The sequence below is a fragment of the Cellulomonas palmilytica genome, assembly GCF_021590045.1.
Lineage (GTDB): Bacteria > Actinomycetota > Actinomycetes > Actinomycetales > Cellulomonadaceae > Cellulomonas > Cellulomonas palmilytica.
This window is the reverse complement of the sequence record NZ_CP062221.1, coordinates 2,069,844-2,094,655: the sequence shown is the minus strand read 5'-3', so window position 1 is coordinate 2,094,655 and position 24,812 is coordinate 2,069,844. Positions and strand designations below refer to the sequence as shown.

The window sequence follows — 24,812 nt, the reverse complement described above, 5'->3', positions numbered from 1 at the left end:
CGTCGGGCCTGCGGCGCGGCAAGTGGCGGGCGTGCACGAGCGTTGCACGTTTGTGCACGGGCCGCACCGACGGGTGACCGGCGACCCCGTTCCCGGGGTCGCAGCGGTCAGGGACGGCCGAGCAGGATGCGCGCCTCCGCGACGAGCAGGATCGACCCCGTCACGAGCACGGCGGCGCCGCGCTCGACCTCGGACTCGGCGCGCTCGACCGCGAGCGCCACCGCGTCGTCGAGCCGCTCGACCACGTGCACGCGGTCCTCGCCGAACACGTCGACGGCGACCTGCGCGAGCTCGTCGGCGGGCAGCGCGCGCGACGTGGACGCCTGCGTGACGACCACCTCGGCGAGCTCCGGCTCGAGCACCGACAGGATGCCCTCGGGGTCCTTGTCCGCCATGACGCCGACCACGCCGACGACGCGCTGGAACGCGAACGCCTCGTCGAGCGAGGAGACCAGGGCCGTGGCACCCGCCGGGTTGTGCGCGCCGTCGACCAGCACGGTCGGGCTCGACCGCACCACCTCGAGCCGCCCGGGCGAGGTGACGTCCGCGAACGCGGCGCCGACCACGTCGCCGTCGAGCGCTCCCCCGCCGGTCAGCAGCGCCTCGGTCGCGACGAGCGCGAGCAGCGCGTTGTGGGCCTGGAACTCGCCGTGCAGCGGGAGGAACACGTCCGCGTACACGCCGCCCAGGCCCCGCAGCGTGAGCATCTGCCCGCCCACGGCGACCTGACGCTCGACCACCGCGATGTCGACGCCCTCGCGCACGACGCGCGCCCCGCGCTCTGCCGCGACGGCGAGGACCACGCCCTCGACCTCCTCGTCCTGCTCCGCGAGCACGAGGGTCGCGCCGTCCTTGACGATCCCCGCCTTGACCTCGGCGATCTCGACGAGCGTGTCCCCGAGCCACCGGTCGTGGTCCATACCGACGGGCGTGATGACCGCGACCTCGCCGTCCGCGACGTTCGTCGCGTCCCACGAGCCGCCCATGCCCACCTCGACGACCGCGACGTCCACCGGCGCGTCCGCGAACGCCGCGAACGCCATGACGACGAACACCTCGAAGAACGACAGCTGCGGCTCGCCGCGCTCGGCGGAGCGCGCGTCGACCATCTCGACGTACGGCAGGACGTCGCGGTACGTCGCGACGAACGTCTCGTCGTCGATCGGCTCGCCGTCGACCGCGATGCGCTCGTTGACGCGCGTGAGGTGCGGGCTCGTGAACCGCCCGGTGCGCAGGCCGTGCTCGCGCAGGAGCCGCTCGACCATGCGGCTCGTCGACGTCTTGCCGTTGGTCCCGGTCAGGTGGACGACGCGGTAGGCGCGCTGCGGGTCGCCGAGGAGCTCGCACACCTCCTGCACGCGGCGGAACGACGGGTCGAGCTCGTGCTCGGGCGTGCGGCGCAGGATCTCGCGGTAGACCGCGTCGGCCTCCTCGCGCGCGGCCCGGGCGCGCTCGGCGGCGCGACGGTCGGCCTCGCGCCGTGCGCGGTCGGCGGGGCTCACCGGGCGACCTCGAGGGCACAGGGGACGACGAGGGCGGCGCGAGGGGTCATGCGGCCATTCTGCCGTGCGGTGCGCGCGAGGGCCGCGGTCGTCCGTCCGGCCGTTCCCGGGTGCGTGGCGCTGCGGCTACCGTCGGCGCATGATGACCGCCCCCCGCTCGTCGTCCCGCCGCGGGCGCCGTGCCCGCCGCACCCGCGCGGCCGCGCTCGTCGGCTCCGCCGTGCTCGTCGCGACCGCTGCGCTCGCCGCGACCGCTGCGCTCGCCGCGCCCGCTGCGCTCGCCGCGACCGCGTCGGCCGCCACCCCCGGCACGGCCGCCGTCGTCAAGGTCGTCGGCACCGGCACGCCCGCGTCCTGCACGCCCGCCGCGCTCGCGTACGCCGTGAAGTCCGGCGGCACCGTGCGCTTCGACTGCGGACCGAAGAAGGTGACGATCGCGCTCGACCGCACGCTGTTCGTGTGCAACACCACCACGTGCAAGCACCCGTGGCAGGACCCGAAGGCGAAGGTCGTGCAGCAGCTCGTGCTCGACGGCGGCGGCAAGGTCACGCTCTCGGGCAAGGGCGCGCGCGGGATCCTGTACGCCAACACGTGCGAGAAGTCGTTCGGCTGGCTCGACGCGCACTGCGACACCCAGACCACGCCGTACGTGCTGGTCAAGGACATCACGTTCACGCGCGGCGACGCGAGCAGCACGCCGTCGGGCAAGGCGTCCGTCGGCGGCGGGGGCGGCGGCGGCGCGATCGCGATGCGCGGCGGGCGGCTCACGGTGCAGCGGGCCACGTTCCGCGACAACCACTGCATGCAGAAGCACTCCGACGCGGGCGGCGGCGCGATCCGCGTCGTCGGCCAGAAGGAGTCGGCGCGGGTCCTGGAGTCGACGTTCGAGGACAACGCGTGCGCGAACGGCGGCGCGGTGTCGTCGCTGCAGGCACCTCTGCTGGTGCGCGACTCGACGTTCACGGGCAACACCGCGACCGGGACGGGCGCGTCGAGCGGGCAGGGCGGCAACGGCGGCGCGATCTACTTCGACGGCACGCGCCAGTCGGTGACGATCGAGCGCTCGACCATCCAGGGCAACGTGGCGCCCGAGGGCGGACCCGGCGTGTTCTACGTGAGCAACGACCGCACGGGCACGCTGACGATCACCGACTCGACGGTCACCAAGAACACGGGTGCCCGGTTCTGGACGTACAAGTACCGCAGCATCTTCTACCTGGGCAAGCAGTTCGTCCGCTCGGGCTCGACGATCAGCTGAGCCCGGGCGCAGGACGACGGCGCGGGGCCACGGTGGGCTCCCGCGCCGCCGTCCTGGTCAGGCCTCGTGCTTGCGGACCGCGACGTCGAGCGCCGCGCCCGCCGTCACCGTGAGCTGGACCGCGAGCGTCTCGTCGGCCACGAAGCCGCGGTGCGCCTCGACGTCCGCGACGTGCTCGGCCGGGACCGTGAGCGCGAGCGCGATCCGGTCCGCGACGTGCAGGCCGGCGGCCTTGCGCGCGTCCTGCACGGCACGCACCACGTCGCGCGCGTAGCCCTCGGCGCGCAGCTCGTCGTCGAGCGCGATGTCGAGCACGACGAACCCGCGCTCGGGCAGCACGGCGGCCGCGACCTCGTCGCCCTCCTCGTCCCGCACCGCCGCGACGAGCTTGTACTCGGTCTCGAGCAGCGGCACGTCGCCGTCCGGCGTGCGCACGACGACGCCGTCCGCCGTCTGCTCCCAGTCGCCCGCCTTGGCCGCACGGATCACGCCCTGCACGGCCCTGCCGAGGCGCGGGCCGGCCGCACGCGCGTTCACGTCGAGCCGCGTCCACACCCCGTACTCCGAGGCCGCCGCGTCGTCGACGGAGTGCACGACGACGTTCCTGACGTTGACCTCGGACGCGATGAGGTCCGCGAACGGCAGCGCGAGCCGCGGGTACGGGATCGCGACGCGCAGCTCGCGCAGCGGCTGGCGCACACGCAGCCCGCTCGCCTTGCGCAGGCCGAGCGTCGTCGAGACGATCTCGCGCACGCGGTCCATCGCGGCGACGAGCTCGGCGTCGGTGAACTCCGCGCCCGTGGGGGCCGCGTGGTCCGCGAGGCTCGACGCACCCTGACCGGGCCTCGTCACGATCTCCTGCGGGGTCGGCCAGTCCGTCAGGTGCACGCTGCGCCCGCCGGTCAGGCCGCGCCAGATCTCCTCCGTGACGAGCGGCGCGAGCGGGGCCATGACGCGCGTGAGCGTCTCGAGCGCGGTGTACAGCGTGTCGAACGCCGCGGCGTCCTCGTCCCAGAACCGCTGCCGCTGCGTGCGCACGTACCAGTTCGTCAGCACGTCGAGGTGCTGGCGCACCGCCTCGCACGCCCCCGACACGTCGTACTCGTCGAGCCGCTCGGTCACCGCCACGACGAGCTCGCGCGTGCGCGCCAGCAGGTCACGGTCGGCCGTGCGCAGCGCTCCCGCGCTCTGCTCGTCGACGAGGCGCGCCGTCAGGCCCGCCCCGCCGTTCGCGGCACCCGCGTACAGCGTGAAGAAGTAGTACGTGCTCCACAGCGGGAGCAGCACCTGGCGGACGCCGTCACGGATGCCCTCCTCCGCGACGATGAGGTTCCCGCCGCGCAGGATCGGGCTCGACATGAGCGACCAGCGCACCGCGTCGGAGCCGTACACGTCCCACATCTCGACCGGGTCCGGGAAGTTGCGCAGCGACTTGGACGCCTTGCGGCCGTCGTCGCCCAGCACGATCCCGTGGCACATGACGTTGCGGAACGACGGGCGGTCGAAGATCGCCGTGGCCAGCACGTGCAGCGTGTAGAACCAGCCGCGCGTCTGCCCGATGTACTCGACGATGAAGTCGCCCGGGTAGTGGTGCTCGAACCACTCGCGGTTCTCGAACGGGTAGTGCACCTGGGCGAACGGCATCGAGCCCGAGTCGAACCAGACGTCGAGCACGTCCGGGATGCGGCGCATCGTCGAGGCGCCCGTCGGGTCGTCCGGGTTCGGGCGCGTGAGCTCGTCGATGAACGGGCGGTGCAGGTCCGGCTCACCGGCCTCGTTCGTCGGGACGCGCCCGAAGTCGCGCTCGAGCTCGGCGAGCGAGCCGTACGCGTCGACACGCGGGTACGTCGGGTCGTCCGAGACCCACACCGGGATCGGCGTGCCCCAGTAGCGGTTGCGGCTGATGGACCAGTCGCGCGCACCCGACAGCCACTTGCCGAACTGGCCGTCCTTGATGTGCTCCGGGACCCAGGTGATCTCCTGGTTGAGCTCGACCATGCGGTCGCGGAAGTCCGTGACGCGCACGAACCACGACGAGACCGCCTTGTAGATCAGCGGGTTCCGGCAGCGCCAGCAGTGCGGGTAGGAGTGCTCGTACGTCTCGTGCCGCACGACGAGCGCGCGCCGCTCCGCCGCGACGCGCTCGAGCGGGCCCGTGCCCGCCTTGAGGTCCGCGATGATCGGCTTGTTCGCGTCGAACACCTGCTGCCCGGCGTAGTCGCCGACGAGCGCGGTGAACCGGCCCCCGTCGTCGACCGGCACGACCGCGGCGATGCCCGCCGCGTCGCACGCCGTCATGTCGTCCTCGCCGAACGCGGGCGCGAGGTGGACCAGGCCCGAGCCGTCCTCGGTCGTCACGAAGTCCGCGACCAGCACCTGGTGCGCGTTCTCGTGCCCGACGAAGTAGTCGAACGGCGGCGTGTAGCGCCGGCCCGCGAGGTCACGGCCGAGCGTGGTCGCGACGACGGTGGCCTCGCCGAGCTCGCGCGCGTACGCGGCGAGGCGCGGCGCCGCGAGCAGCACGCGCTCGCCGGGGTGCGCCTGGCCGAACGGCGAGTCGGGCGCGGGCTCGACCGTCACGTACTCGACGTCGGGGCCGACCGCGATCGCCAGGTTGCTCGGCAGCGTCCACGGCGTCGTCGTCCAGACGAGCGCGAGCTCGCCGGACTCGAGCCGCACGCCGACGGTGAGCGCCGGGTCCTGGCGGCTCGCGTACACGTCGTCGTCCATGCGCAGCTCGTGGTTCGACAGCGGCGTCTCGTCGACCCAGCAGTACGGCAGGACGCGGTAGCCCTCGTACGCCAGCCCCTTGTCGTACAGCTGCTTGAAGCCCCAGATGACGGACTCCATGAACGAGACGTCGAGCGTCTTGTAGTCGTTGTCGAAGTCGACCCAGCGCGCCTGGCGCGTCACGTACTCGCGCCACTCCTGGGTGTACTTCAGCACCGAGTCGCGGCACGCCGCGTTGAACGCCGCGATGCCCATCTCCTCGATCTGGGCCTTGTCCTTGATGCCCAGCAGGCGCTGCGCCTCGAGCTCCGCGGGCAGACCGTGCGTGTCCCAGCCGAACCGACGCTCGACGCGGCGGCCCTTCATCGTCTGGTAGCGCGGGACGACGTCCTTGGCGTAACCCGTCAGCAGGTGCCCGTAGTGGGGCAGGCCGTTGGCGAACGGCGGGCCGTCGTAGAAGACGTACTCGTTGCTGCCGTTCTCACCCGCGTCCCTCCGGTCGATCGACGCCTGGAACGTGCCGTCGGCCTCCCAGTGCGCGAGCACCTCACGCTCGAGCGCGGGCAGGTCGGGAGAGGGCGCGACGGGCTCGTCGCGGTGCAACGGGTAGTGACGATCGGTCACCGGGGTGTCTCCTGTGGTCGGCACGTGCTGGTGCGTGCGTCGCTCGGCCACGGGGACGATCGCCCCGGACCGCCCGGGACCACCGCGGTACCACCCCGCTTGCCGGCTCGTCGTGCCCGGACCGGTGCGTCGCACCGGGCGGACGACGGCGTGTCGACCACTCGTGACGGCTGTGACGGGCCTACCCGTCCGGTTCTAGTGAGACCGCCCGTGCGGGCGACCCGTTCTTCCGGAGGCTCCCCGGTGATGGCCGGATCGGTGCCTGTGCGACCAGGGTAGCCCAGGGCCCCGACCACGCCCCGCGGACAGTCCTTGGCATAGTGCTCGACTGTGACCACCGACCTCGGCGCCCCGCCCGTCGTGCTGCTCGACCTCGACGGCACCCTCAGCGAGTCCGCACCCGGCATCACCGCGAGCGTCGCGGTGGCCTACCGCGCGCTCGGGCTGCCCGTCCCCACGCCCGCCGAGCTGCTCTCGTTCGTCGGCCCGCCGCTGCCGGACAGCCTGCGCGCGCACGGCGTGCCCGACGAGCTCGTGCCGCACGCGCTGACCGCGTACCGCGCGCACTACGACGCGGGCGCGCTGCGCCTGACGCGCGCGTACCCCGGGGTGCTGGACGCGTTGCGGGCGCTGCGCGCCGCGGGCTGCACGCTGCTGGTCGCCACGTCCAAGCCGCAGGTCCGGGCCGACCCGGTGTGCGCGTACCTGGGGGTCGACGCGCTCGTGGACGGCGTGTTCGGCGCCCCGCCCGACGAGGTGCCGAGCTCGAAGGCGCTCGTCATCGCGGACGCGCTCGCGAGCGTGCCCGGCCACGGGCCCGCGGTCATGGTCGGCGACCGCAGCCACGACGTCGTGGGCGCGCACGCGCACGGCCTGCCGTGCCTCGGGGTCACGTGGGGCTACGCCGAGCCCGGCGAGCTCGCCGACGCCGACGCGCTCGTCGACGACACCGCGGACCTGCCGCGCGCCGCGCTCGACCTGCTGGCGCGCGCGTACGCCTGACTCTCCCGACGGCGACCCGACGGCGACGCGACGGCGACCCGACGAGCTCGCGTCGACCCGCGGTCTCACTCGAGCGCGGCCGCGACCACGCCGCCCGGCCCGAGGTGCCCGGTCAGGTCGCCGAGCGCGGCGACGCGACGCTCGTCGGGGACCTCGACGTCGAGCGCGGTGCGCACAGCGGCCGCCAGGTCCTGCAGCGCGCGGACGCACCGGGCGTACGCGAGCCGCTCGGCGTCGATGTCGACGCGGCCGTAGCCGGTGAAGAACGCCGCCGACTGCTCGACCGTCACGGGCAGGCCGGGCAGCACTCCCCCGAGCACGAAGAGCAGGTCGTGCTCGGGGGGTGCCAGGTACGCGCGCTCCCAGTCCAGCAGCGCGACGTCGCGCGGGCCGGTCGCGACCACGTGACCCACGTGGGCGTCGGCGTGGCAGACGACGAGCGGAACGTCGCGGCCCTGGTCGCGCAGGCGGTGCCCCACGCGCTCCGCGCGGGCACGCACGAGGGCGGTCCGGGGCCGGGCCGCGAGCCACGTCTCGGCGGCCACCTCGGTGACCACGTCGGTGACCACGTCCGCCGCGCCCTGCGCCGCGCGCGCCACCTCGTCGTCCACCGCGGCGGCCCGCGCGAGCTCCGGCCCGGGGTCGAAGGACTCGCGCGTCAGGCCGGGCACGCTCGTCGGCGTGAGCGCGTGCACCCGCGCGACGAGCCGGCCGAACGCGGTCCACTGCGGCGGCGTGAGCGGCACGTCGCGGCCGTTCGGGCCGTCGAGCCACGGCGCGACCGACAACCGCCCCCCGTCGTGGTCCGTCGCCGGGGCTCCGCGCCGCGTGAGGAGCGGCGGGGCGAGCGCGGCCGGGCCGGGCACGACGTCCTGCGGGCGCTGCGGGATCGTGCGGGCCAGCGCGAGCGCGACCTGCGCCGCGGGCGTCGTCGCCGACGTCCAGCGCACCGCGTAGCGGCACGCCCCGACGGTCGCCCGCCACAGCCGGGCGGTGGCGTGCGTGGTCACGGGCTCGAGGGTCTCGACGTCGAGCCCGAAGTCGTCGCGCACGCGGTCGCGGACGGCGGTGGTCGTCACGTCCCGCACGCTAGGCAGCAGGTGTTGCAGCGAGGTTGCCGCCACGTGCCCATCAGCGCACATCGCTCTCACACGGTCACCCGCGCGGCGGGCGCCCTCCCGGGTGGCAGGATCACCGCGTGGAACGCGTGGTGCTGCTCGACCTGGACGGGACCCTGATCGACTCGTGGCCCGGGGCGCTGCACGCGCTCACCGACGGCTTCCGCGGCGTCGGGCTCGACCTGCCCGACGAGGCCGTGCTCCGCTCGTTCATCGGGCCGCCCATCCACGACTCCGTGCGGCGCGCCGGCGTCCCCGACGAGCTGCGGGCCGCGCTCGTCGCCGGCTACCAGCGTGCGCTCGACGAGCGCGGGACCCTCATGGCGCAGGCGTTCGACGGCGTGCGCGACGCGCTCGTCGACCTGCGCGCCGCGGGGGCGCGGCTCGTCGTCGCGACGGCGAAGCCGCACGCCTCGGCCGTGCCCGTGCTCGCGCACCTCGACCTCGCGCCGCTGGTGGACGCGGTGTTCGGGGCGCCCGACGACGAGAGCGAGACCAAGGGGCAGATCATCGGCCGCGCGCTCGCGAGCCTGCCCGAGGGCGCGCGGGTCGTCATGGTCGGCGACCGCGTGCACGACGTCGAGGGCGCGCGCGAGCACGGCGTCGACTGCGTGGGCGTGCTGTGGGGCTTCGGCGACCGGGCCGAGCTCGAGACGGCCGGCGCACATGCGGTCGTCGACTCCCCCGACGCGCTCGTCGCGGCCGTGCTGGGGTACCTCGACGCGGCGTGAGCGTCACGCGGATGCTCGTCGCGGACGCTTGACCTTGACGCGACGTCAACTTCTACCGTGGAGCAGGTCCGCACGTCAGGAGGTCGTCGGGATGCAGGCGTCGATCCAGGAGGTCGCCCGGCTCGCCGGGACGACGAGCCGTACGCTGCGTCACTACGACGCCGTGGGGCTGCTGCCGCCGTCGCGCGTCGCCGCCAACGGGTACCGCTGGTACGACGAGGACGCGCTCGTGCGGCTGCAGCGGATCCTGCTGCTGCGCCGGCTCGGCCTCGGGCTCGGTGAGATCGCGCGCGTCCTCGACGAGGAGAGCGACGAGCTCGCCGCCCTGCGCCGCCACCTGACCACGCTGCGCACCGAGCAGCAGCGGCTGTCGCGCCTCGTCGCGACCGTCGAGCGGACGATCGCCGCACGCGAGAACGGAGAACCCCTCATGGCCGACGACCTGCTGGACGGCTTCGACCACACGACCTACCGCGAGGAGGTCGAGCGCCGCTGGGGCGCCGACGCGTACGCGCGCTCGGACGCCTGGTGGCGCGGCATGCCCGACGACGAGCGCGCGTCCTGGCAGGAGCGCACGGGCGCCCTGAACGCCGACTGGGCCGCCGCCGCGCAGGCGGGCACCGACCCCGCCTCGCCGCAGGCGCGCGCACTGGCCGAGCGGCACGTCGCGTGGCTGCGCTCCATCCCGGGCACGCCCGCGCACGACCACCCCGACGCGCTCGTCGGCTACGTGCTCGGCCTGGCCGACATGTACGTCGCCGACGAGCGGTTCGCGGCCGCGTACGGCGGACCGCAGGGCGCGGCGTTCGTGCGCGCCGCGCTGCAGGAGTGGGCCGCCGACCAGCCTGACGACCAGGGCTGACGACCAGGGCTGACGACCGGGACGGACCACCCGCGCGGGCTCAGTCCGTGCGCAGCGTCGCCTGCCAGTCGTCGTACAGCTCCGCGAAGCGACCGCCCCCGGTCGCGAGCACCTCCGGCGGGCCGTCCTCGACCACGCGTCCGCCGTCCACGACGAGCACGCGGTCCGAGCCCATGACGGTCGACAACCGGTGCGCGATCACCACCGCGGTGCGGCCCGCGAGCAGCGTGCGCAGCCCGCGCTGCACGAGCGCCTCCCCCGGCACGTCGAGCGAGCTCGTCGCCTCGTCCAGGATCAGCACCGCCGGGTCGGCCAGGAACGCACGCGCGAACGACACGAGCTGGCGCTGTCCCGCCGACAGGCGCCCGCCGCGCTTGTCGACGAGCGTGTCGTAGCCGTCCGGCAGGGACGTGACCAGGTCGTGCACGCCGACCGCGCGCGCCGCCGCCTCGATCTCGGCGCGCGACGCGTCCGGGCGGCCGAGCGCGATGTTCGCCGCGACCGACCCCGAGAACAGGTACGCCTCCTGCGTGACCATGACGACGGCGCGGCGCAGGTCGTCGGGCGCGACGTCGCGCACGTCGACGCCGTCGAGCAGCACCGCGCCCGCGCGGACGTCGTAGAACCGCGCCAGCAGCTTGGCGACCGTGGACTTGCCCGCACCGGTCTCGCCGACGAGCGCGAGCGACTGCCCCGCGGGCACGTGCAGGTCGAGCGCCGGCAGCACGCTCGGGCCGTCGCCGTACCCGAACTCCACGCCCGCGAACCGCACGTCGCCACGCACCTCGCGCAGCGCGACCGGGTGCTGGGGGTCCGGCACCGACGGCTCCTGCGCGAGCAGCGCGGACAGCTTCTCGAGCGCCGCCGTCGCCGACTGGAACGAGTTGTAGAACATGCCGATCTGCTGCAGCGGCTGGAAGAAGCGCCGCGCGTACAGCACCGCCGCGACGAGCACGCCCACGTCCAGGCCCTCGTCGAGCACGCGCAGCCCGCCCACGAGCAGCACCGCCGCCACGGTGACGTTCCCGATCAGCGTCAGGCCCGTGTCGAACACGCCGTTGACGCGGATCGCCTCGGCCGTCGTGCGGCGGTACACCTCGGCCTCGTCGCCGTACACGCGGTCGGCGGCCTGCTCGCGGCGGAACGCCTGGACCGCGCGGATGCCCGTCATCGTCTCGACGAACCGCACGATCACCCGCGCGACCGCGGTGCGGTTGAGGCGGTACTGCGTCTGCGAGCGCAGCTGGAACCAACGCGTGAGCACCACGCCCGGCACCACCGCGACGAGCAGCACCAGGCCGCTGCGCCAGTCGAGCAGCGCGAGCGACGTCGCGGTGAACACCATCGCGAGCCCGCTCGAGGCGAGCGTCGTGACGCCGCCGTCGAGCAGCTCGCGCAGCGCGTCCGTGTCGGACGTCTGACGGGAGATGATCCGGCCCGAGGTGTACCGCTCGTGGAACTCCAGGCTCAGGCGCTGCGTGTGCCGGAACAGCCGGCCCCGCAGGTCGAGCAGCACCGCCTGGCTCACGCGCGCCGACGCACGCACCACCTGCGCCGACAGCAGCCCTCCCCCGACCGCGAGCACGAGGTAGACGCCCGCGGCGAGCACGAGCGGACGCGCGTCGCCGTCGTCCGCGAGCGCGGGCAGCGCGGAGTCGACGCCGAACGCGACGAGCGCGGGCCCCGCGACCACGGCGAGCTGCGCGAGCACGACGAGCGCGACCGTCCACCACGCGGGGCGCGCGACGGGCCGCAGCAGCGAGCCGAGCAGGCCGAGCGAGCGTCGGCGCACGACGCGCGGGTCCTCGAGCAGGTCGTCGGACGCCGCGGTCGCGAATGCGGGGCTCGCCGGGGCCGGGCTCGTGGGGGCCGTCATCGGACGACCTCCACCGTCTCGTCGGCGACCTCGTCGGCCACGAGCTCCTCGTCCTCGCGCACCTGCGCGTCCTGCGCGGCCCGGGCCGTCGCGCGCGCGTCGTCGTCCTCCGCCTCGAGGGCCGTGAGCACGTAGCGGTAGTGCGCGTGCGTCGCGAGCAGCTCGGCGTGCGTGCCGACGCCCGTGACCCGGCCGCCCTCGAGCACCGCGACGCGGTCCGCGAGCGCGACGGTCGACGGTCGGTGCGCGACGACGAGCGTCGTCGTGCCCGCGAGCACCTCGCGCAGCCGCGCGGTGACCTCCGCCTCGGTGCTGACGTCGAGCGCCGACAGCGGGTCGTCGAGCAGGAGCACGCGGGGGCGCACGGCGATCGCGCGCGCGAGCGCGACGCGCTGGCGCTGCCCGCCGGACAGGCTGAGCCCCTCCTCGCCGATGACGGTGGCCAGGGCGTCGGGCAGGTCACGCGCGAAGCCCGCGCGCGCCACGTCGAGCGAGCGCTGCAGCAGGTCCTCCGCCTCGTCGGCCGGCAGGTCGGCCGGCGCGCCGAGCAGCACGTTCTCGCGCACGGACGCGGAGAACAGGATCGGGTCCTCGAACGCGACCGAGACCGCGGCGCGCAGCTCGGCGCGCGTCACGTCCCGCACGTCGACGCCGTCGACGCGCACCGCGCCCGCCGTGACGTCGTAGAGGCGCGGGACGAGCTGGAGCAGCGTCGTCTTGCCGCTGCCGGTGAGGCCGACGAGCGCGGTCGTCGTGCCCGGCTCGAGGCGCAGGTCGACGCCCGCGAGCACCTCCGCGCCCGGCGCGGACCCGCGCGTCGCGTGCGCGAAGTGCACGCCGACGAGCTCGACGAGCGAACCGCCCGCCGGCCGCGGCGGCAGGGGCACCGGGAGCGCGGGGTCCTGCACCGTGGGGACCGTGTCGACGACCTGCACGAACCGCTCCGTGGCGGCCCGCGCGTCGAGCGTCATCGCCAGCAGGTGGCCCAGGCGCTCGACGGGCGCGTTGACGATCGCCGCGGTCGCGAAGAACGCGACGAGCGCCCCGACCGTCACGTGCCCCGCGGCGGCGAGCGGCACGCCGACCGCGAGCGACACCGCGAGAACCGCCTCGGGGATCGCACCGAGCGCGAACGTCACGCGCGACTGCGTGCGCGCCTTGGCGACCTCGGTCGCGCGCAGCTCGTCGGCCTGGCGGACGAAGTCGTCCAGCGCGTCCTCGCCGCGGCCGAACGCCTTGAGCACGCGGATGCCGTGCACCGACTCCTCGACGGTCGTCGCGAGGTCGCCCGCCTGGTCGCGTGCGCGGCGCGCGACGACCTTGTAGTCCTGCCGGAACCGGAAGCCGAGCCAGACCACCGGCACCGCGCCCACGAGGTACACCAGACCCAGCACGGGCGCGGTCGCGATCATCAGGCCGACGCCGACCACGACCGTCGTCGCGCTCACGCACAGCATGACCAGGCCGAACACCATCCACCGCCGGATGACCGACAGGTCCCCCATCGAGCGCGACAGAAGCTGCCCGCCCGACCACCGGTCGTGGAACTCGACCGGCAGGTCGAGCAGACGGCGGAACAGGTCGCGGCGCATCGCCAGCTCGACGCCCGTGCCGGGTGTGAGGATCAGCGCGCGGCGGCACCACACGAGGAACGCCTCGAGCACGCCGAGCAGCAGCACCAGGAGTGCGGCCTCGACGACCCCGGTGCGCGAGCGGCTCGTCAGCAGCGGGCCGTTGACCACGCCCTGCAGCACCTGCGGCACCGCGAGCGCGAGCAGGCTCGCGCCGAGCGCCGTCAGGCCGCCGACGACGATGCGCGGGACAGCCGGACGCCCCCAGTGCACGAGGCGCAGGAGCACGCTGCGCGAGGGACGAACCGGGGGCATCCCGTCACACTACGTCGCACCGCCGACGGACCCACCCGCGGACGCCGGCGTCTCACGGGGTGGGCGCGGCACGGGGTGGGCGCGGCGCGGGGTGGGCGCGGCGCGGGGTGGGATCGGCACGACGTGCGCGCCGGTCAGACCCCCGTGCGCGCGACCGTCGTGTTGTTCGCCTGCGCGCGCGGCCGCACGACCAGCAGGTCGACGTTCACGTGCGCGGGCCGCGAGAGCGACCACGCGATCGTGTCCGCGACGTCGTCGGCGACGAGCGGCTGGTACCCCTCGTACACCGCCGCGGCCCGCTCGGCGTCGCCGTCGAACCGCACGAGCGAGAACTCCTCGGTCGCCACCGCACCGGGCGCGATCTCGATGACCCGGACCGGCTGGCCGACGATCTCCCAGCGCAGCGTCTCGACCAGCAGGTGCTCCGCGGACTTCGCACCCGTGTAGCCCGCGCCGCCGGGGTACGCGCCGTGCGCCGCGGTCGACGTCACGACGAGCACGTCCCCCGCCCCGCGCTCGCGCAGCAGCGGCAGCAGGCCCTGCGTGACCCGCAGCGTGCCGAGCACGTTGAGCTCGTACATCGCGCGCCACTGCGCGAGGTCGCCCGACTCCACGGGGTCGAGTCCGAACGCGCCGCCCGCGTTGTTGACCACCGCGTCGAGCCCGCCGGTCGCGCGCACGTGCTCGACGAGCGCCGCGACGTCGTCGTCCGACGTGACGTCCGCGACGAACGCCTCGGCGCCCGTCTGCGCGGCCAGCGCCTCGAGCCGGTCCGCGCGGCGCGCGGTCGCGACGACGTCCCAGCCGTCCGCGCGCAGGCGGCGCACGGTCGCCGCGCCGATGCCGGACGACGCGCCCGTGACGACGACGCGGCGGAGGGTGCTGGTCATGGTGGCTCCTGGGGTCGACTGCGCGGGTGCGGGTTCGCCCGCGGGCCGTCGGTGCGGCGGTCGGTCGCACGGTACGACGAGCGCGGGGCGGCGCGCACGTGCCGCGCGGGCTGCTCACGACGTGGACACCCGCGAGCCGGTCGCCTCCGCCCGCGGCACCCGCGCGGGCAGGGGTTTGCGTGCGCGGGCCGGGGCTCCTTAGGGTTTGCGACGGAACCGGGTCGGACGTTCGACCAGGTCGCACCGCCCTCGACTGGGACGGTCCTCCGCGGCGCGACGTGCGCCGACACACCCTTGCTCCGCGCCCGACGGCGTGCGCGGCGTGTCGCCCACCGGAGGAGACCCATGCCCACGCCCGTCCACCCGCGCCGTCGTCCTCGGCCCCACCGCCTGACGGGCGCGGTCCTCGCCGCCCCGCTGCTGCTGCTCGCCGCGTGCGGGAGCTCGTCGGACGCCGCGAGCCCGACCACGGCCGCCGCCACGACCGCAACGACCGCGTCGACAGACGCGCCGCCCGCCTCGTACCCCGTCACCGTCGACAACTGCGGCACCGAGGTGACGATCGACGCCGCGCCGCGGCGCATCGTCACGATCAAGTCGTCGACCACCGAGCTCGTCGCCGCGCTCGGCGCCGCCGACCGCCTCGTCGGGACCGCGTTCTTGGACGGGCCGCCGCCCGCCGACCTCGCGCCCGCGCTCGCCGACGTGCCCGTGATCTCCGACAAGGTGCCCGGTCAGGAGGCGCTGCTCGCGGTCGAGCCCGACCTCGTCATCGGCGGGTGGGAGTCGAACTTCTCCGCGGACGGCGTCGGCGAGCGCGACACGCTCGCGGGCTACGGCATCGGCACGTACGTCGCGCCGTCGGCCTGCAAGGAGCCCGGCTACCAGCCGGACCCGCTGACGTTCGCCGACGTGTTCGCCGACATCCTCGAGGCGGGCGAGCTGCTCGACGAGCGCGAGACGGCCGAACAGGTCGTCGCGACGCAGCAGGCCACGCTCGACGCGGTCGAGCCGCTCGGCGGCGCGAGCGTCGTGTGGTGGTCCTCCGGCACGGACACGCCGTTCGTCGGCGCGGGCATCGGTGCGCCCGCGATGCTGCTCGACGCCGCGGGGCTGACCAACGTGTTCGCCGACGTCCGCGACACGTGGACGTCCGTCGGCTGGGAGCAGGTCGTCGCCGCCGACCCCGACGTGCTCGTCCTCGTCGACTCGACGTGGAACACCGCCGCCGACAAGAAGGCCGCGCTCGCCGCGAACCCCGCGACCGCCGCGCTGGAGGCCGTGCAGCAGGAGCGCTACGTCGTCGTGCCGTTCGCCGCGAGCGAGGCCGGCGTGCGCAACGCCGACACCGTCGCGTCGATCGTCGAGCAGGCGCGCGCGCTGGGGATCGGGGGCTGACGGGCCGGGTGGCACGCGCGACCAGGACCGACTCCCCGCCGCGGCGACCGCCGCTCGTCGCGCTCGTCGTCGGCGGGCTGCTCCTGCTCGTCGTCAGCCTGCTCGTGACCGTGACCATCGGACCCGCCTCGCTCGGCGTCGGGGAGGTCGCGCGCGTCGTCGGGCACCACCTCGGGCTCGTCGGGGACGTGCCCGCGCTGCACGACGCGATCGTGTGGGACCTGCGCGCGCCGCGCGTGCTCACCGCGGCCGCCGTCGGCGCAGGGCTCGCGATCGCCGGCGCCGTGATGCAGTCGCTCACGCGCAACCCGCTCGCCGACCCGTACCTGCTCGGGCTCTCGTCGGGCGCGTCGCTCGGGGCCGTCGCCGTGCTCGTCGTCGGCGTGTCCCTGCTGCTGCCAGTCGCCGCGTTCGCCGGCGCGATCGCCGCGCTCGTCGCGACCCTCACGCTCGCGCGCACCGCGGGGTCCGTCACGCCCACGCGCGCCGTCCTCGCCGGTCTCGCCGTCTCCCAGCTCGCGGCGGCCGGCACGTCGTTCGTCATCTTCTGGACCGCGACCGGCGACTCCTACCGCGAGATCCTGTCCTGGCTGCTCGGCTCGCTCGCGGGCGCCACCTGGCCGTCCGTCGCGATCGCCGGGTCCGCGCTGCTCGTCGTCGGGTCCGTGCTGGTCGTCACCGGCGGCCGGCTCGACGCGTTCGCGTTCGGCGACACCGCCGCCGCCGCGCTCGGCATCGACGTCGACCGCACCCGCTGGACGCTCATGACGCTCGTCGCGCTGCTCACCGGCGCGATGGTCGCCGTGAGCGGCGCCATCGGGTTCGTCGGGCTGATCCTCCCGCACGCCGTGTCCGTGGTCACCGGACCCACTCACCGGCGGCTGCTGCCCGTCGCCGCGCTCACCGGCGCGACGTTCCTCGTGTGGGCCGACACGCTCGCGCGCACCGTGTTCGCGCCGCGCGAGCTGCCCGTCGGGATCGTCACCGCGATGGTCGGCGTGCCCGTGTTCGCCGTGCTGCTGCGGCGGGGACGGGTGACGGCGTGGAGCTGACGATCTCGGGCGTCGGCGTGCGGCTCGGCGGGCGGTGGGTGGTGGACGGCGTCGACGCCACTCCCCCGGCCGGTGCGCTGACCGGGCTGCTCGGGCCGAACGGTGCGGGCAAGACGACGCTGCTGCGGCTCGTCGCGGGGCTGCTGCCGCCGGACGCGGGGGCGGTGCTCGTGCCCGCGGGGCCGCATGCGTCGGAGGCCTCGTCGTCGGACGGTTCGTCGGACCGTTCGCCGGACCGTTCGCCGGACCGTTCGCCGGACCGTGGCCTCCAGCCCGTGCACACGCTCGACCGACGCCTGCGCGCCCGGCGCGTCGCGCTGCTCGAGCAGGAGTCCAGCGCGAGCGTCCCGCTCACGGTGCGCGAGGTCGTCGCGCTCGGCCGCATCCCCTACCGCTCCCTGTGGGGCACGGACCCCGACGACGACGCGGTGCTGCGCGCGCTCGACGCCGCGAGCGCCGCGCACCTCGTCGACCGCGCGTGGTCCACGCTGTCCGGCGGCGAGCGCCAGCGCGTGCACATCGCCCGGGCGCTCGCGCAGGAGCCCGAGCTGCTGCTGCTCGACGAGCCCACCAACCACCTCGACGTGTCCGCGCAGCTCTCGCTGCTCGCGTTCGTCGCGGGCCTCGGGGTCACCACCGTCGCCGCGCTGCACGACCTCAACCTCGCCGCCGCGTTCTGCGCGCACGTGCTCGTGCTGGGCGAGGGCCGGCTCGTGGCCGCCGGGCCGCCCGCCGACGTGCTCACGCCCGCGCTGCTGCGGGACGTGTACGGCGTCGACGCGGACGTCCTGGTGCACCCGCGCACCGGCCGCCCGGTCATCGCGCTCACCGGACGCGCGTGACGCCCGACGCCGACCCGGGAACAATGGCACGCATGGCGCTCTGGATGACCGGCGAGGCGGCCGCGGACCAGCTTCTCGACACCGACCCGTTCGCGCTGCTCGTCGGGATGCTGCTCGACCAGCAGTACCCGATGGAGGCGGCGTTCGCGGGGCCCGCGAAGATCCTCGACCGGCTCGGCACGCTGTCCCCCGAGGCGATCGCGCACGCGGACCCCGACGAGTTCTCCACGCTGTGCGCCACGCCGCCCGCGGTGCACCGGTATCCGGGTTCGATGGCCGGGCGCATCCAGGCCGTCGCGCGGGCGGTCGTCGACGAGTACGACGGCGACGTCACGCGCATCTGGACCGACGGCGACCCGGACGGCGCGACCGTGCTCAAGCGGCTGCGTGCCCTGCCCGGGTTCGGCGAGCAGAAGGCCAGGATCTTCCTCGCGCTGCTCGGCAAGCAGCGCGGCGTCCAGCCCGCGGGCTGGCGCGAGGTCGCGGGCGCGTACGGCGAGGAGGGGTCGCGGCGGTCCATCGCGGACGTCACGGACGCCGAGTCGCTCGCGCAGGTGCGTGAGACGAAGAAGGCCGCGAAGGCGGCGGCCAAGGCTGCGAGCAAGGCGCGCTGAGACCGGCCCGCCGCTCGCCGGGTATGGCGTCCGGACTGTGGACGACGACGACCGGGTTGTCCGGTTCCGCGTAGGATCGAACACATGTTCGAGGATGGTCGGGTCGAGGTCGGCGGGTCAGCCGTCGTGCGTGGCCTGCCCCCCGCGTGTGGTCCCGACGAGGACGGCGAGGCCGTGCTCGCGTCGCTCGAGTCCGTGGTCACGCAGCTCGCGGACGTCGGTGCTCGGGCGCGCGGCGCGGCGGCGTGGAGCCCTGCGGTGCGCGCCCGGGTGCTCCGGGTCCTCGACCACGTGCCGGGGGTCGTCGCGACGCTGCGCTCCCCCGTGCTCGTCGCGCAGCGCGACGCGGCGGCTGCCGTCGGCGGCGAGAGGGCGTTCCTCGACACGCGGGCGCGACTGACCGGCGCGTCGCGGTTCCAGGCGGCGCGCGAGGTCGGCACCGCGCAGGCGCTCGCGGAGCTCGGGCAGGTGCGGGAGGCCGTCGGGCACAACGTGATGCCCGTCAGGCACGCGGACGTGCTCGCACGCACGCTGCACGGCGCGAGCGAGACGGTGGCCTCGGTGCTGCGCGACGACGCGACGCAGGCGCAGGTCGTGGAGCTCGCGCGCGGCACCGAGGTCCGCGAGTTCTCCCGGTCGCTCGCCGCCCTCGTGGCCGCGCACGACCAGGACCACCTCGAGGACACCCGCGCAGCCGCCCGGCGCGCGCGGTTCCTGCACGTGACCCACTACCCCGAGGGCACGTTCCTCAAGGGGCGTCTCGACCCGGTGAGCGGCGAGATCCTTGCGCGCGCCCTCGACGCCACCGGGCACCGCGAGGACGACGAGCGCACCCACCAGCAGGCCCGCGCCGACGCCCTGACGACCCTCGCCCAGCACACCCTGCGCGTCGGCGGCCGCGTGTCCGACGAGGTCACCGGGACGGTGTCCGTCGGCGAGGCGGGGGCGGGTGGCGAGGCGGGTGGCGAGGCGGGCGGCGAGGCGGGTGGCGAGGCGGGCGGCGGGACGACGAGCGAGCGCGTCGCGCGCCGGGGCGGCTGCGACGACGACGCCCCGGCAGCCCGGGACGGCGCCGTCGAGAGTCCCGCGGTGGCTCGCGACGGCGAGACGGTCCGCGGGACCGCGAGCGCCCCGGTGGCGCAGGTGACCCTCCTCGTGCCGGCAGCGACGTGGGCCGAGGTCCGACGACAGCAGGGACGCCGCGCAGGCCGGACCGGCGGAGGCGCGCGTGCGGACCGGTGCGACTCTCCCGGGCTGGCGCATCAGCAGACGCTGGAGGAACGCACCGGGGTGATGATGCCGCCGGCCGCCACGGAGGACGGGACGACCACGGTGCCGCTCGCCACGGCCGAGGAGGGGGCGACCACGGTGCCGCCCGCCACGACCGAGGACGGGACCGTGCTCAGCCGCACCGAGCTCGCCGCCGCGCTGTGCGACTGCGCCATGACGCGCGTCGTGATGGACGAGCGCGGGCTGCCGCTCGACGTCGGCCGGACACGACGGATGTTCACCCCCGCCCAGCGCACCGCGCTGGTCGCGCGCGACCGGATGTGCGCGTGGAACGGCTGCGCCGTCGTCCCGAGGTTCTGCGAGGTCCACCACATCCGCTGGTGGCACCGCGACGGCGGGCGGTCCGACCTCGCGAACGCGGTGCTGCTGTGCAGCCACCATCACCACCACGTGCACGAGCAGGACCTGACGATCGCCCGGACGGCCCACCCGCCGGGCGAGCCCTCGGCGTCGGGTGCCGAGCCAGCGGCCGGCGCACCGCCGACCGCCAGGTACGTCTTCCGTGACCGGACGGGAGCGGCTGTCAACGCGCCTGCGTCGGCGCAGCGTCGTGAGGACTCGGGGCGTCGCGAGCGGCGAGGAGCGGCGGATGCCGCTCGGTGGAGCCCGATCAGGTGAGGCGGAGCCCGGTCAGGTGGCGTCGGGGCCGGTCGTGGGCCGGTCGTGGGCCGGTCGTGGACCGGTCGGGCACCCAGCCTGGTCAGGGAGCCTCGGGTTCGGGACGTGCGTCCAGGGCGTCCTTCCAGCCCTGGGCGTAGGCCTCGGCGCTGCCCTGGCGGAACATGTCCTGCTCCCCCGTGCGCACGAGCACGCGGGCGCCGGGACCGTCGTCGTCGTCGAGGACGTGGTCGGCGAGGCCGCGGACGATCGCGAGGGGCCGCCCCTCGGCCTTGCCCTTGACGAGCTCGGCGGCCGCGGCGACCTCGTCGGCCACGGCGGTGACGGTCATCGTCAGCGGGCGGCCGAACGAGTCGGCCTCGCCGCGCAGGTCGTCGAGGACACGCACACCGGCGGCGCCGATCGTGATGTCGGTGACGCCGTCGCGCCACGGCCGCCCGGCGGTGTCGGTCACGAGCACCCCGACGCGCACGCCGAACGCGGACGTGACCCCGGCGCGGACGGCACGCGCGCTCGCGTCCGGGTCGACGGGAAGCAGCAGGACCGTGCCCTCGGGGGTGTTGCTCGCGTCGACGCCCGCGGCGGCCATGACGAGGCCCAGTCGGTTCTCGACGATCCGGGTCACGCCCGCCGCGTGCTCGCGGGTCGCGACGACACGCACGGTCTCGTCGGTGATGGCCTGCTCGCGGTCGTCGGCGGCAACCACGCGCCCCTCGGCCTTCGAGACGACCTTGGAGGTGAGCACGAGCAGGTCACCGTCGGCGAGCGCGCGGTCGGGGCGCGCGGCGGCGTCGTCGCGCAGGAGGTCGACGAGCAGCGCGACGAGGTCGTCGCCCGGGACGACCTCGCGCAGTCCGGCGGGCGCCCACACCCGCAGCTCGTCTCCGCTCACAGCGCGCTCACCGCACGAGCTTCGGCAGGACCTGCTCGCCGAACACGTCGATCCACTCGCGCTGGTTGCGGCCCACGTTGTGCAGGTAGATGCGGTCGAAGCCGAGGTCCACGTACTTCTGGATCTCGGCGCGGTGCACGTCGGGGTCGGAGGAGATGACCATGCGGCCGTCGAAGTCCTCGGGGCGCACGAGCCGGGCCATCTGCTCGAACTCGAACGGCGAGCGGATGTCGGCCTTGGGGAACTTCATGCCGCCGTTGGGCCACTCGTGCATGGCGTTCGCGAGCGCCTGCTCGTCGGTCTCGGCCCAGGACAGGTGGAGCTGCAGGACCTTGGGCAGCGCCTGCGGGTCGCGGCCGGACTCGCGCACGCCGTCGTGGAACCGGGTGAACAGCCCCTCGATCTTCTCGAGCGGCGCCCCGACGGTGATGAGCCCGTCGGCGTGGCGGCCGGCGCGCTTGGCGGTGATGGGTCCGGCGGTGGCGACGAGGATCGGCGGTGCCTCGGCCGGCATCGTCCACAGGCGCGTCGACTCGAGCTTGTAGAACTCGCCGGAGTGCTTGACGTCCTTGCCGGCGAGCGAGCCCCCGAAGAGCTTCTTGATGATCTCGATGGCCTCGAACATGCGGTTGATCCGCTCGGGCGCCTCGGGCCAGTACTGCGCGGTGATGTGCTCGTTGAGCGCCTCGCCGGAGCCGAGCCCGAGCCAGTGCCGGCCGGGGTACATCGCGGCGAGCGTCGCGGACGCCTGCGCGACCATCGCGGGGTGCCAGCGGAAGGTGGGCGCGGTGACGCCGGGGCCCATGTCGCCGGTCGTGCGCTCGCCGATGGCGGTGAGCACGTTCCACACGAACGCGGCCTGCCCCTGCGCGGGGACCCACGGCTGGAAGTGGTCGGCGGCCATGACGCCGGAGAAGCCGTGCTCCTCGGCGTACGCGGACAGCGCGACCGCCTCGGTGGGGTGGAACTGCTCGAGCATCGCCGCGTACCCGACCGTCAGGCCGTTCGCCGTCACACCAGTCGTCACACCAGTCACGTGGTCCTCGTCCTCGTCTCGCGGCCGCGGGCAGCGCGGCCGGTGCGCGTTCGACCCTAACCCTGCAGGCCGGGCGTCCGCGTCACGGCACGGTGGCGATCTCGGCGTGCGCGGGTGCGGGTTCGGCGCCGGGCCGGGAGGTGGCGTCCTCGCCGGCGGTCGTCGACCGGGCGACGTCCGCCTCGCGGGTGGTCGTCAGCCCGTCCCGCAGCTCGCCGTCGGACGCGGCCCCGGTGCGGACGAGGGCGACGCCCACCACGACCAGCACGGCGCCGGCGGCCTGGACGGGCATCGGGGTCTCGTCGAGCAGGACCCACGCGAGAAGGACGGCGAACAGCACCTCGGCGAGCGCGAGGAACGACGCGAGCCGGTCGCCGAGGAGCCGCACGGACACGGCGCTGACGCCGTAGGCGAAGGCGGTGGGCACGGCGCCGACGACGAGCAGCGGGACGAACCACGGCACGTGCGCGCCGAGCAGCGTCACGTCGACGAGCGGCGCGGCGACGGGCAGGACGCCGACGAGCGCGAGGAGGCTGACGGTGAGCGCACCGACGAGCATGGCGCTGCCCGCGAGCGCGACGGGCGGCAGGGCCAGCGGCCGCGCGGTGAGCGCGAAGTAGGCGGCGTTGCCGACGGCCGCGGCGAACGCGAACGCGAGGCCGAGCGCGTCGAGCTCGAGGGTGCCCGTGACGTCGAGGACGAGCACGAGCCCGCCGGTCGCGAGCGCGGCGCCGACGAGCGTCGCGCGTGCGGGGGTGCGGCGGCTGCGCAGCCACGACCAGGCGAGCAGCAGGAGCGGGCCGGTGTACTCCACGAGCAGCGCGACGGCGACGGGGAGCCGGTCGACGGCCAGGAAGTAGAGCGCCGAGGCGCCCGCGACGCCGAGCAGGCCGAGCCCGACGACGGTCGGCCAGTCGGTGCGCAGCACGCGCCAGCGTCCGCGCAGCGCCCACGCGGCGGGGCCGGCGAGCAGGAGGGTGCCGAGCCACAGGCGCACGACGATGGCCGCTCCGGGTGTCCACCCTGCGGCGAACAGCGGCTTGACGACGGGCCCGCTGGTCGCGAACGCGAGCGCGGCGACGAGGCCCGCGGTGATGCCGAGGCCGCGTGCGCCCACGCGCGTGTGCCCAGCCACAGGTACACCCTTCACACTCGTCCGGTCCGACCCTGACCTCGCGCCCGCCGAGTCAGGAGCGAAGCGCTCCTATGCTCATGACGGACGGATCACGCGACGGTACGTCCGCCGACGACAGGAGTCAATGTGGTTTTCGCTCGTGACACCGAGGCGAACCTCTCGGCCGCGGTCGACCTGGTGAACACCGCGCGCCGCCGCGACGGCCGCGACGCGATGTCGACGGTCGCCGACCTCGGCGCGTTCTACGAGCGCTGGGGCTACAGCGTCCGGCACGACGGCGACGAGGCCGAGCTCCGCGACGTCCGCGCGGCGCGCGACCAGGTCGCGCACCTGTGGGACGTCGAGCGCGACGAGGCCGCGCACCTGGTCAACGCGATCCTGCGCGAGTCGGACGCGGTGCCGTTCCTCACCCGGCACGACGCGCTCGACTGGCACCTGCACGCGACCGTCCCGGACGCCCCGCTCGCGACGGTGATCCTGGTCGAGACCGCGATGGGTGTCGTCGACGTGATCCGGTCCGACGAGTACGAGCGCATGCGTCGCTGTGCGGGCGAGGACTGCCGCGCGGTGCTCGTCGACCTGTCGCGCAACCGCTCGCGGCGGTTCTGCGAGGTCAACAACTGCGGCAACCGTGCCCACGTCGCGGCGTACCGCGCACGCCACCGCGACGCCTGAGCCTGAGCCTGACCCGCTCGAGACCACGCCACGCCCGACTCCACGCGACGCCCAACTCCGCGGACGCACGAGCCCACGCGACGGCCGCCCGACCGCCCGCCGCGCGTCAGCGCGGGAGCGGTCCTCCCGTCGCCGGCATCCACGCGGGGCTCCCCACCCACGTGCGTGCGTCGTGAGCGGGCGGTCCGTCGAGGCAGGCGCCCGGGTCGATGCCCTGAGGCACGGCGCGCAGCGCGTCCGGCAGGAGCACCGGGTCGGCGAGGTCCTGCGCGGCGGGCGCGACGGCCTCGACCGTGAGCGTCGTCGTCGCCGCCGACTCCTCGCCGCGCTCGAAGCCGCCGGCGACGGAGGGGACGGTCGCGACCGTGGCGACCGCGATCGCCCCCTGCGCGCGCTTCTCGTCGAGGGCCCGCACGAGATCGACCCGCACCGAGTCCCGCGGTCCCGCGCACTGCGCGTAGACGGGCACCCACCCGGCGTCCACGGCCCGCCCGACCTCGTCGGCGACGGCCTGCCACGGCGCGCCGGCCACGGCGCTCGACCGCGCGGTCGTCGGACGCCCGTACGCGCGTCCGCCGGGCGACCGCGGGACCTCGACCGTCCCGCCCGGCCACGCCTGGTCGCCCAGCGCACGGGCGACGTCGCGGGTGCTCGGCCCTCGGTCCGCGCACCCCGCCAGCCCCACGAGGCCGACCGCGACGATCCCGATCGCCGCGATCCCGGCCGCGACCGCGCGACCGACGACCCGACCGACCATCCCAGAGAGGACCCGAGCCAGCAC

General features: G+C 75.1%; 20 protein-coding genes. 10 read left to right on the top strand and 10 right to left on the bottom strand.

Annotated elements, in window-relative coordinates:
* Positions 1-107 precede the first annotated feature (107 nt).
* On the bottom strand, positions 108-1,502 hold the full coding sequence (locus F1D97_RS09545) for a bifunctional folylpolyglutamate synthase/dihydrofolate synthase (RefSeq protein ID WP_236120294.1): 1,395 nt from the start codon (positions 1,500-1,502) through the stop codon (positions 108-110).
* Between the two features lie 139 nt (positions 1,503-1,641).
* Between F1D97_RS09545 and F1D97_RS09540 the strand changes: the two genes are divergently transcribed.
* A complete protein-coding gene (locus F1D97_RS09540; RefSeq protein ID WP_236120293.1) occupies positions 1,642-2,760 on the top strand; it encodes a right-handed parallel beta-helix repeat-containing protein in 1,119 nt (372 codons plus the stop codon).
* 57 nt (positions 2,761-2,817) lie between these two features.
* Here the strand turns inward: F1D97_RS09540 and ileS are convergent, their stop codons facing one another.
* The gene (gene ileS / locus F1D97_RS09535) at positions 2,818-6,114 is read right to left on the bottom strand and encodes an isoleucine--tRNA ligase (protein WP_236120292.1); all 3,297 of its coding nucleotides are present in this window, start codon (positions 6,112-6,114) and stop codon (positions 2,818-2,820) included.
* A gap of 330 nt (positions 6,115-6,444) precedes the next feature.
* On the opposite strand from ileS, the gene F1D97_RS09530 reads away from it, so the two are divergent.
* Complete coding sequence (locus F1D97_RS09530) at positions 6,445-7,116, top strand: HAD hydrolase-like protein (RefSeq protein WP_236120291.1); 672 nt, start codon at positions 6,445-6,447, stop codon at positions 7,114-7,116.
* Between the two features lie 65 nt (positions 7,117-7,181).
* Here the strand turns inward: F1D97_RS09530 and F1D97_RS09525 are convergent, their stop codons facing one another.
* A complete protein-coding gene (locus F1D97_RS09525; RefSeq protein ID WP_236120290.1) occupies positions 7,182-8,195 on the bottom strand; it encodes an aminoglycoside phosphotransferase family protein in 1,014 nt (337 codons plus the stop codon).
* Positions 8,196-8,314: 119 nt separating this feature from the next.
* On the opposite strand from F1D97_RS09525, the gene F1D97_RS09520 reads away from it, so the two are divergent.
* Together F1D97_RS09520 and F1D97_RS09515 are read left to right on the top strand one after the other, a co-directional pair.
* Positions 8,315-8,965 (top strand): HAD hydrolase-like protein, encoded by a 651-nt coding sequence (locus F1D97_RS09520; RefSeq protein WP_236120289.1) that lies wholly within the window; start codon positions 8,315-8,317, stop codon positions 8,963-8,965.
* A 91-nt stretch (positions 8,966-9,056) separates the two neighbouring features.
* A complete protein-coding gene (locus F1D97_RS09515; protein WP_236120288.1) occupies positions 9,057-9,827 on the top strand; it encodes a MerR family transcriptional regulator in 771 nt (256 codons plus the stop codon).
* Positions 9,828-9,867: 40 nt separating this feature from the next.
* Here the strand turns inward: F1D97_RS09515 and F1D97_RS09510 are convergent, their stop codons facing one another.
* From F1D97_RS09510 to F1D97_RS09500, 3 genes are all read right to left on the bottom strand, one after another.
* On the bottom strand, positions 9,868-11,703 hold the full coding sequence (locus F1D97_RS09510) for an ABC transporter ATP-binding protein (protein ID WP_236120287.1): 1,836 nt from the start codon (positions 11,701-11,703) through the stop codon (positions 9,868-9,870).
* Positions 11,700-13,589 (bottom strand): ABC transporter ATP-binding protein, encoded by a 1,890-nt coding sequence (locus F1D97_RS09505; protein ID WP_236120286.1) that lies wholly within the window; start codon positions 13,587-13,589, stop codon positions 11,700-11,702. The genes F1D97_RS09510 and F1D97_RS09505 overlap by 4 nt, the downstream gene beginning before the upstream one ends.
* 134 nt (positions 13,590-13,723) lie before the next feature.
* The gene (locus tag F1D97_RS09500) at positions 13,724-14,479 is read right to left on the bottom strand and encodes an SDR family oxidoreductase (RefSeq protein ID WP_236120285.1); all 756 of its coding nucleotides are present in this window, start codon (positions 14,477-14,479) and stop codon (positions 13,724-13,726) included.
* Positions 14,480-14,824: 345 nt separating this feature from the next.
* On the opposite strand from F1D97_RS09500, the gene F1D97_RS09495 reads away from it, so the two are divergent.
* From F1D97_RS09495 to F1D97_RS09475, 5 genes are all read left to right on the top strand, one after another.
* The gene (locus F1D97_RS09495; protein WP_236120284.1) at positions 14,825-15,877 is read left to right on the top strand and encodes a putative F420-0 ABC transporter substrate-binding protein; all 1,053 of its coding nucleotides are present in this window, start codon (positions 14,825-14,827) and stop codon (positions 15,875-15,877) included.
* 8 nt (positions 15,878-15,885) lie between these two features.
* A complete protein-coding gene (locus F1D97_RS09490; protein WP_236120283.1) occupies positions 15,886-16,929 on the top strand; it encodes a putative F420-0 ABC transporter permease subunit in 1,044 nt (347 codons plus the stop codon).
* Positions 16,920-17,771 carry an ATP-binding cassette domain-containing protein gene (locus F1D97_RS09485; RefSeq protein ID WP_236120282.1) on the top strand — a complete coding sequence of 284 codons (852 nt, stop codon included), beginning with the start codon at positions 16,920-16,922 and terminating at the stop codon, positions 17,769-17,771. The genes F1D97_RS09490 and F1D97_RS09485 overlap by 10 nt, the downstream gene beginning before the upstream one ends.
* Before the next feature lie 32 nt (positions 17,772-17,803).
* On the top strand, positions 17,804-18,385 hold the full coding sequence (locus tag F1D97_RS09480) for an HhH-GPD-type base excision DNA repair protein (protein WP_236120281.1): 582 nt from the start codon (positions 17,804-17,806) through the stop codon (positions 18,383-18,385).
* 84 nt (positions 18,386-18,469) lie between these two features.
* Entirely contained in the window at positions 18,470-20,293 is a 1,824-nt protein-coding gene (locus F1D97_RS09475; protein WP_236120280.1) for an HNH endonuclease signature motif containing protein, read from the top strand.
* Between the two features lie 82 nt (positions 20,294-20,375).
* Here F1D97_RS09475 and cofE read toward each other — a convergent pair whose 3' ends face one another.
* The 3 genes from cofE to F1D97_RS09460 all read right to left on the bottom strand — a co-directional run bounded on the left by cofE (position 20,376) and on the right by F1D97_RS09460 (position 23,356).
* Positions 20,376-21,185: a coenzyme F420-0:L-glutamate ligase gene (gene cofE / locus F1D97_RS09470; protein ID WP_236120279.1), complete on the bottom strand. Its 810-nt coding sequence runs from the start codon at positions 21,183-21,185 to the stop codon at positions 20,376-20,378.
* Between the two features lie 7 nt (positions 21,186-21,192).
* The gene (locus F1D97_RS09465) at positions 21,193-22,164 is read right to left on the bottom strand and encodes a TIGR03557 family F420-dependent LLM class oxidoreductase (RefSeq protein ID WP_236123553.1); all 972 of its coding nucleotides are present in this window, start codon (positions 22,162-22,164) and stop codon (positions 21,193-21,195) included.
* Positions 22,165-22,303: 139 nt separating this feature from the next.
* A complete protein-coding gene (locus tag F1D97_RS09460; RefSeq protein ID WP_236120278.1) occupies positions 22,304-23,356 on the bottom strand; it encodes an EamA family transporter in 1,053 nt (350 codons plus the stop codon).
* A 126-nt stretch (positions 23,357-23,482) separates the two neighbouring features.
* Between F1D97_RS09460 and F1D97_RS09455 the strand changes: the two genes are divergently transcribed.
* Positions 23,483-24,031, top strand: coding sequence for a CGNR zinc finger domain-containing protein (locus F1D97_RS09455; protein ID WP_236120277.1), 549 nt, complete (start codon positions 23,483-23,485; stop codon positions 24,029-24,031).
* A 106-nt stretch (positions 24,032-24,137) separates the two neighbouring features.
* On the opposite strand, the gene F1D97_RS09450 is transcribed toward F1D97_RS09455, so the two are convergent.
* On the bottom strand, positions 24,138-24,788 hold the full coding sequence (locus tag F1D97_RS09450; RefSeq protein ID WP_236120276.1) for a hypothetical protein: 651 nt from the start codon (positions 24,786-24,788) through the stop codon (positions 24,138-24,140).
* Positions 24,789-24,812: the final 24 nt, after the last annotated feature.

Coding starts and splice junctions, on each gene's coding strand:
- F1D97_RS09500 (WP_236120285.1), bottom strand. CDS start 14,479: ATGACCAGCACCCTCCGCCGCGTCGTCGTCACGGGCGCGTCGTCCGGC.
- F1D97_RS09465 (WP_236123553.1), bottom strand. CDS start 22,164: ATGCTCGAGCAGTTCCACCCCACCGAGGCGGTCGCGCTGTCCGCGTAC.
- F1D97_RS09480 (WP_236120281.1), top strand. CDS start 17,804: ATGGCGCTCTGGATGACCGGCGAGGCGGCCGCGGACCAGCTTCTCGAC.
- F1D97_RS09450 (WP_236120276.1), bottom strand. CDS start 24,788: ATGGTCGGTCGGGTCGTCGGTCGCGCGGTCGCGGCCGGGATCGCGGCG.
- F1D97_RS09475 (WP_236120280.1), top strand. CDS start 18,470: ATGTTCGAGGATGGTCGGGTCGAGGTCGGCGGGTCAGCCGTCGTGCGT.
- F1D97_RS09510 (WP_236120287.1), bottom strand. CDS start 11,703: ATGACGGCCCCCACGAGCCCGGCCCCGGCGAGCCCCGCATTCGCGACC.
- F1D97_RS09540 (WP_236120293.1), top strand. CDS start 1,642: ATGATGACCGCCCCCCGCTCGTCGTCCCGCCGCGGGCGCCGTGCCCGC.
- F1D97_RS09495 (WP_236120284.1), top strand. CDS start 14,825: ATGCCCACGCCCGTCCACCCGCGCCGTCGTCCTCGGCCCCACCGCCTG.
- F1D97_RS09515 (WP_236120288.1), top strand. CDS start 9,057: ATGCAGGCGTCGATCCAGGAGGTCGCCCGGCTCGCCGGGACGACGAGC.
- F1D97_RS09505 (WP_236120286.1), bottom strand. CDS start 13,589: ATGCCCCCGGTTCGTCCCTCGCGCAGCGTGCTCCTGCGCCTCGTGCAC.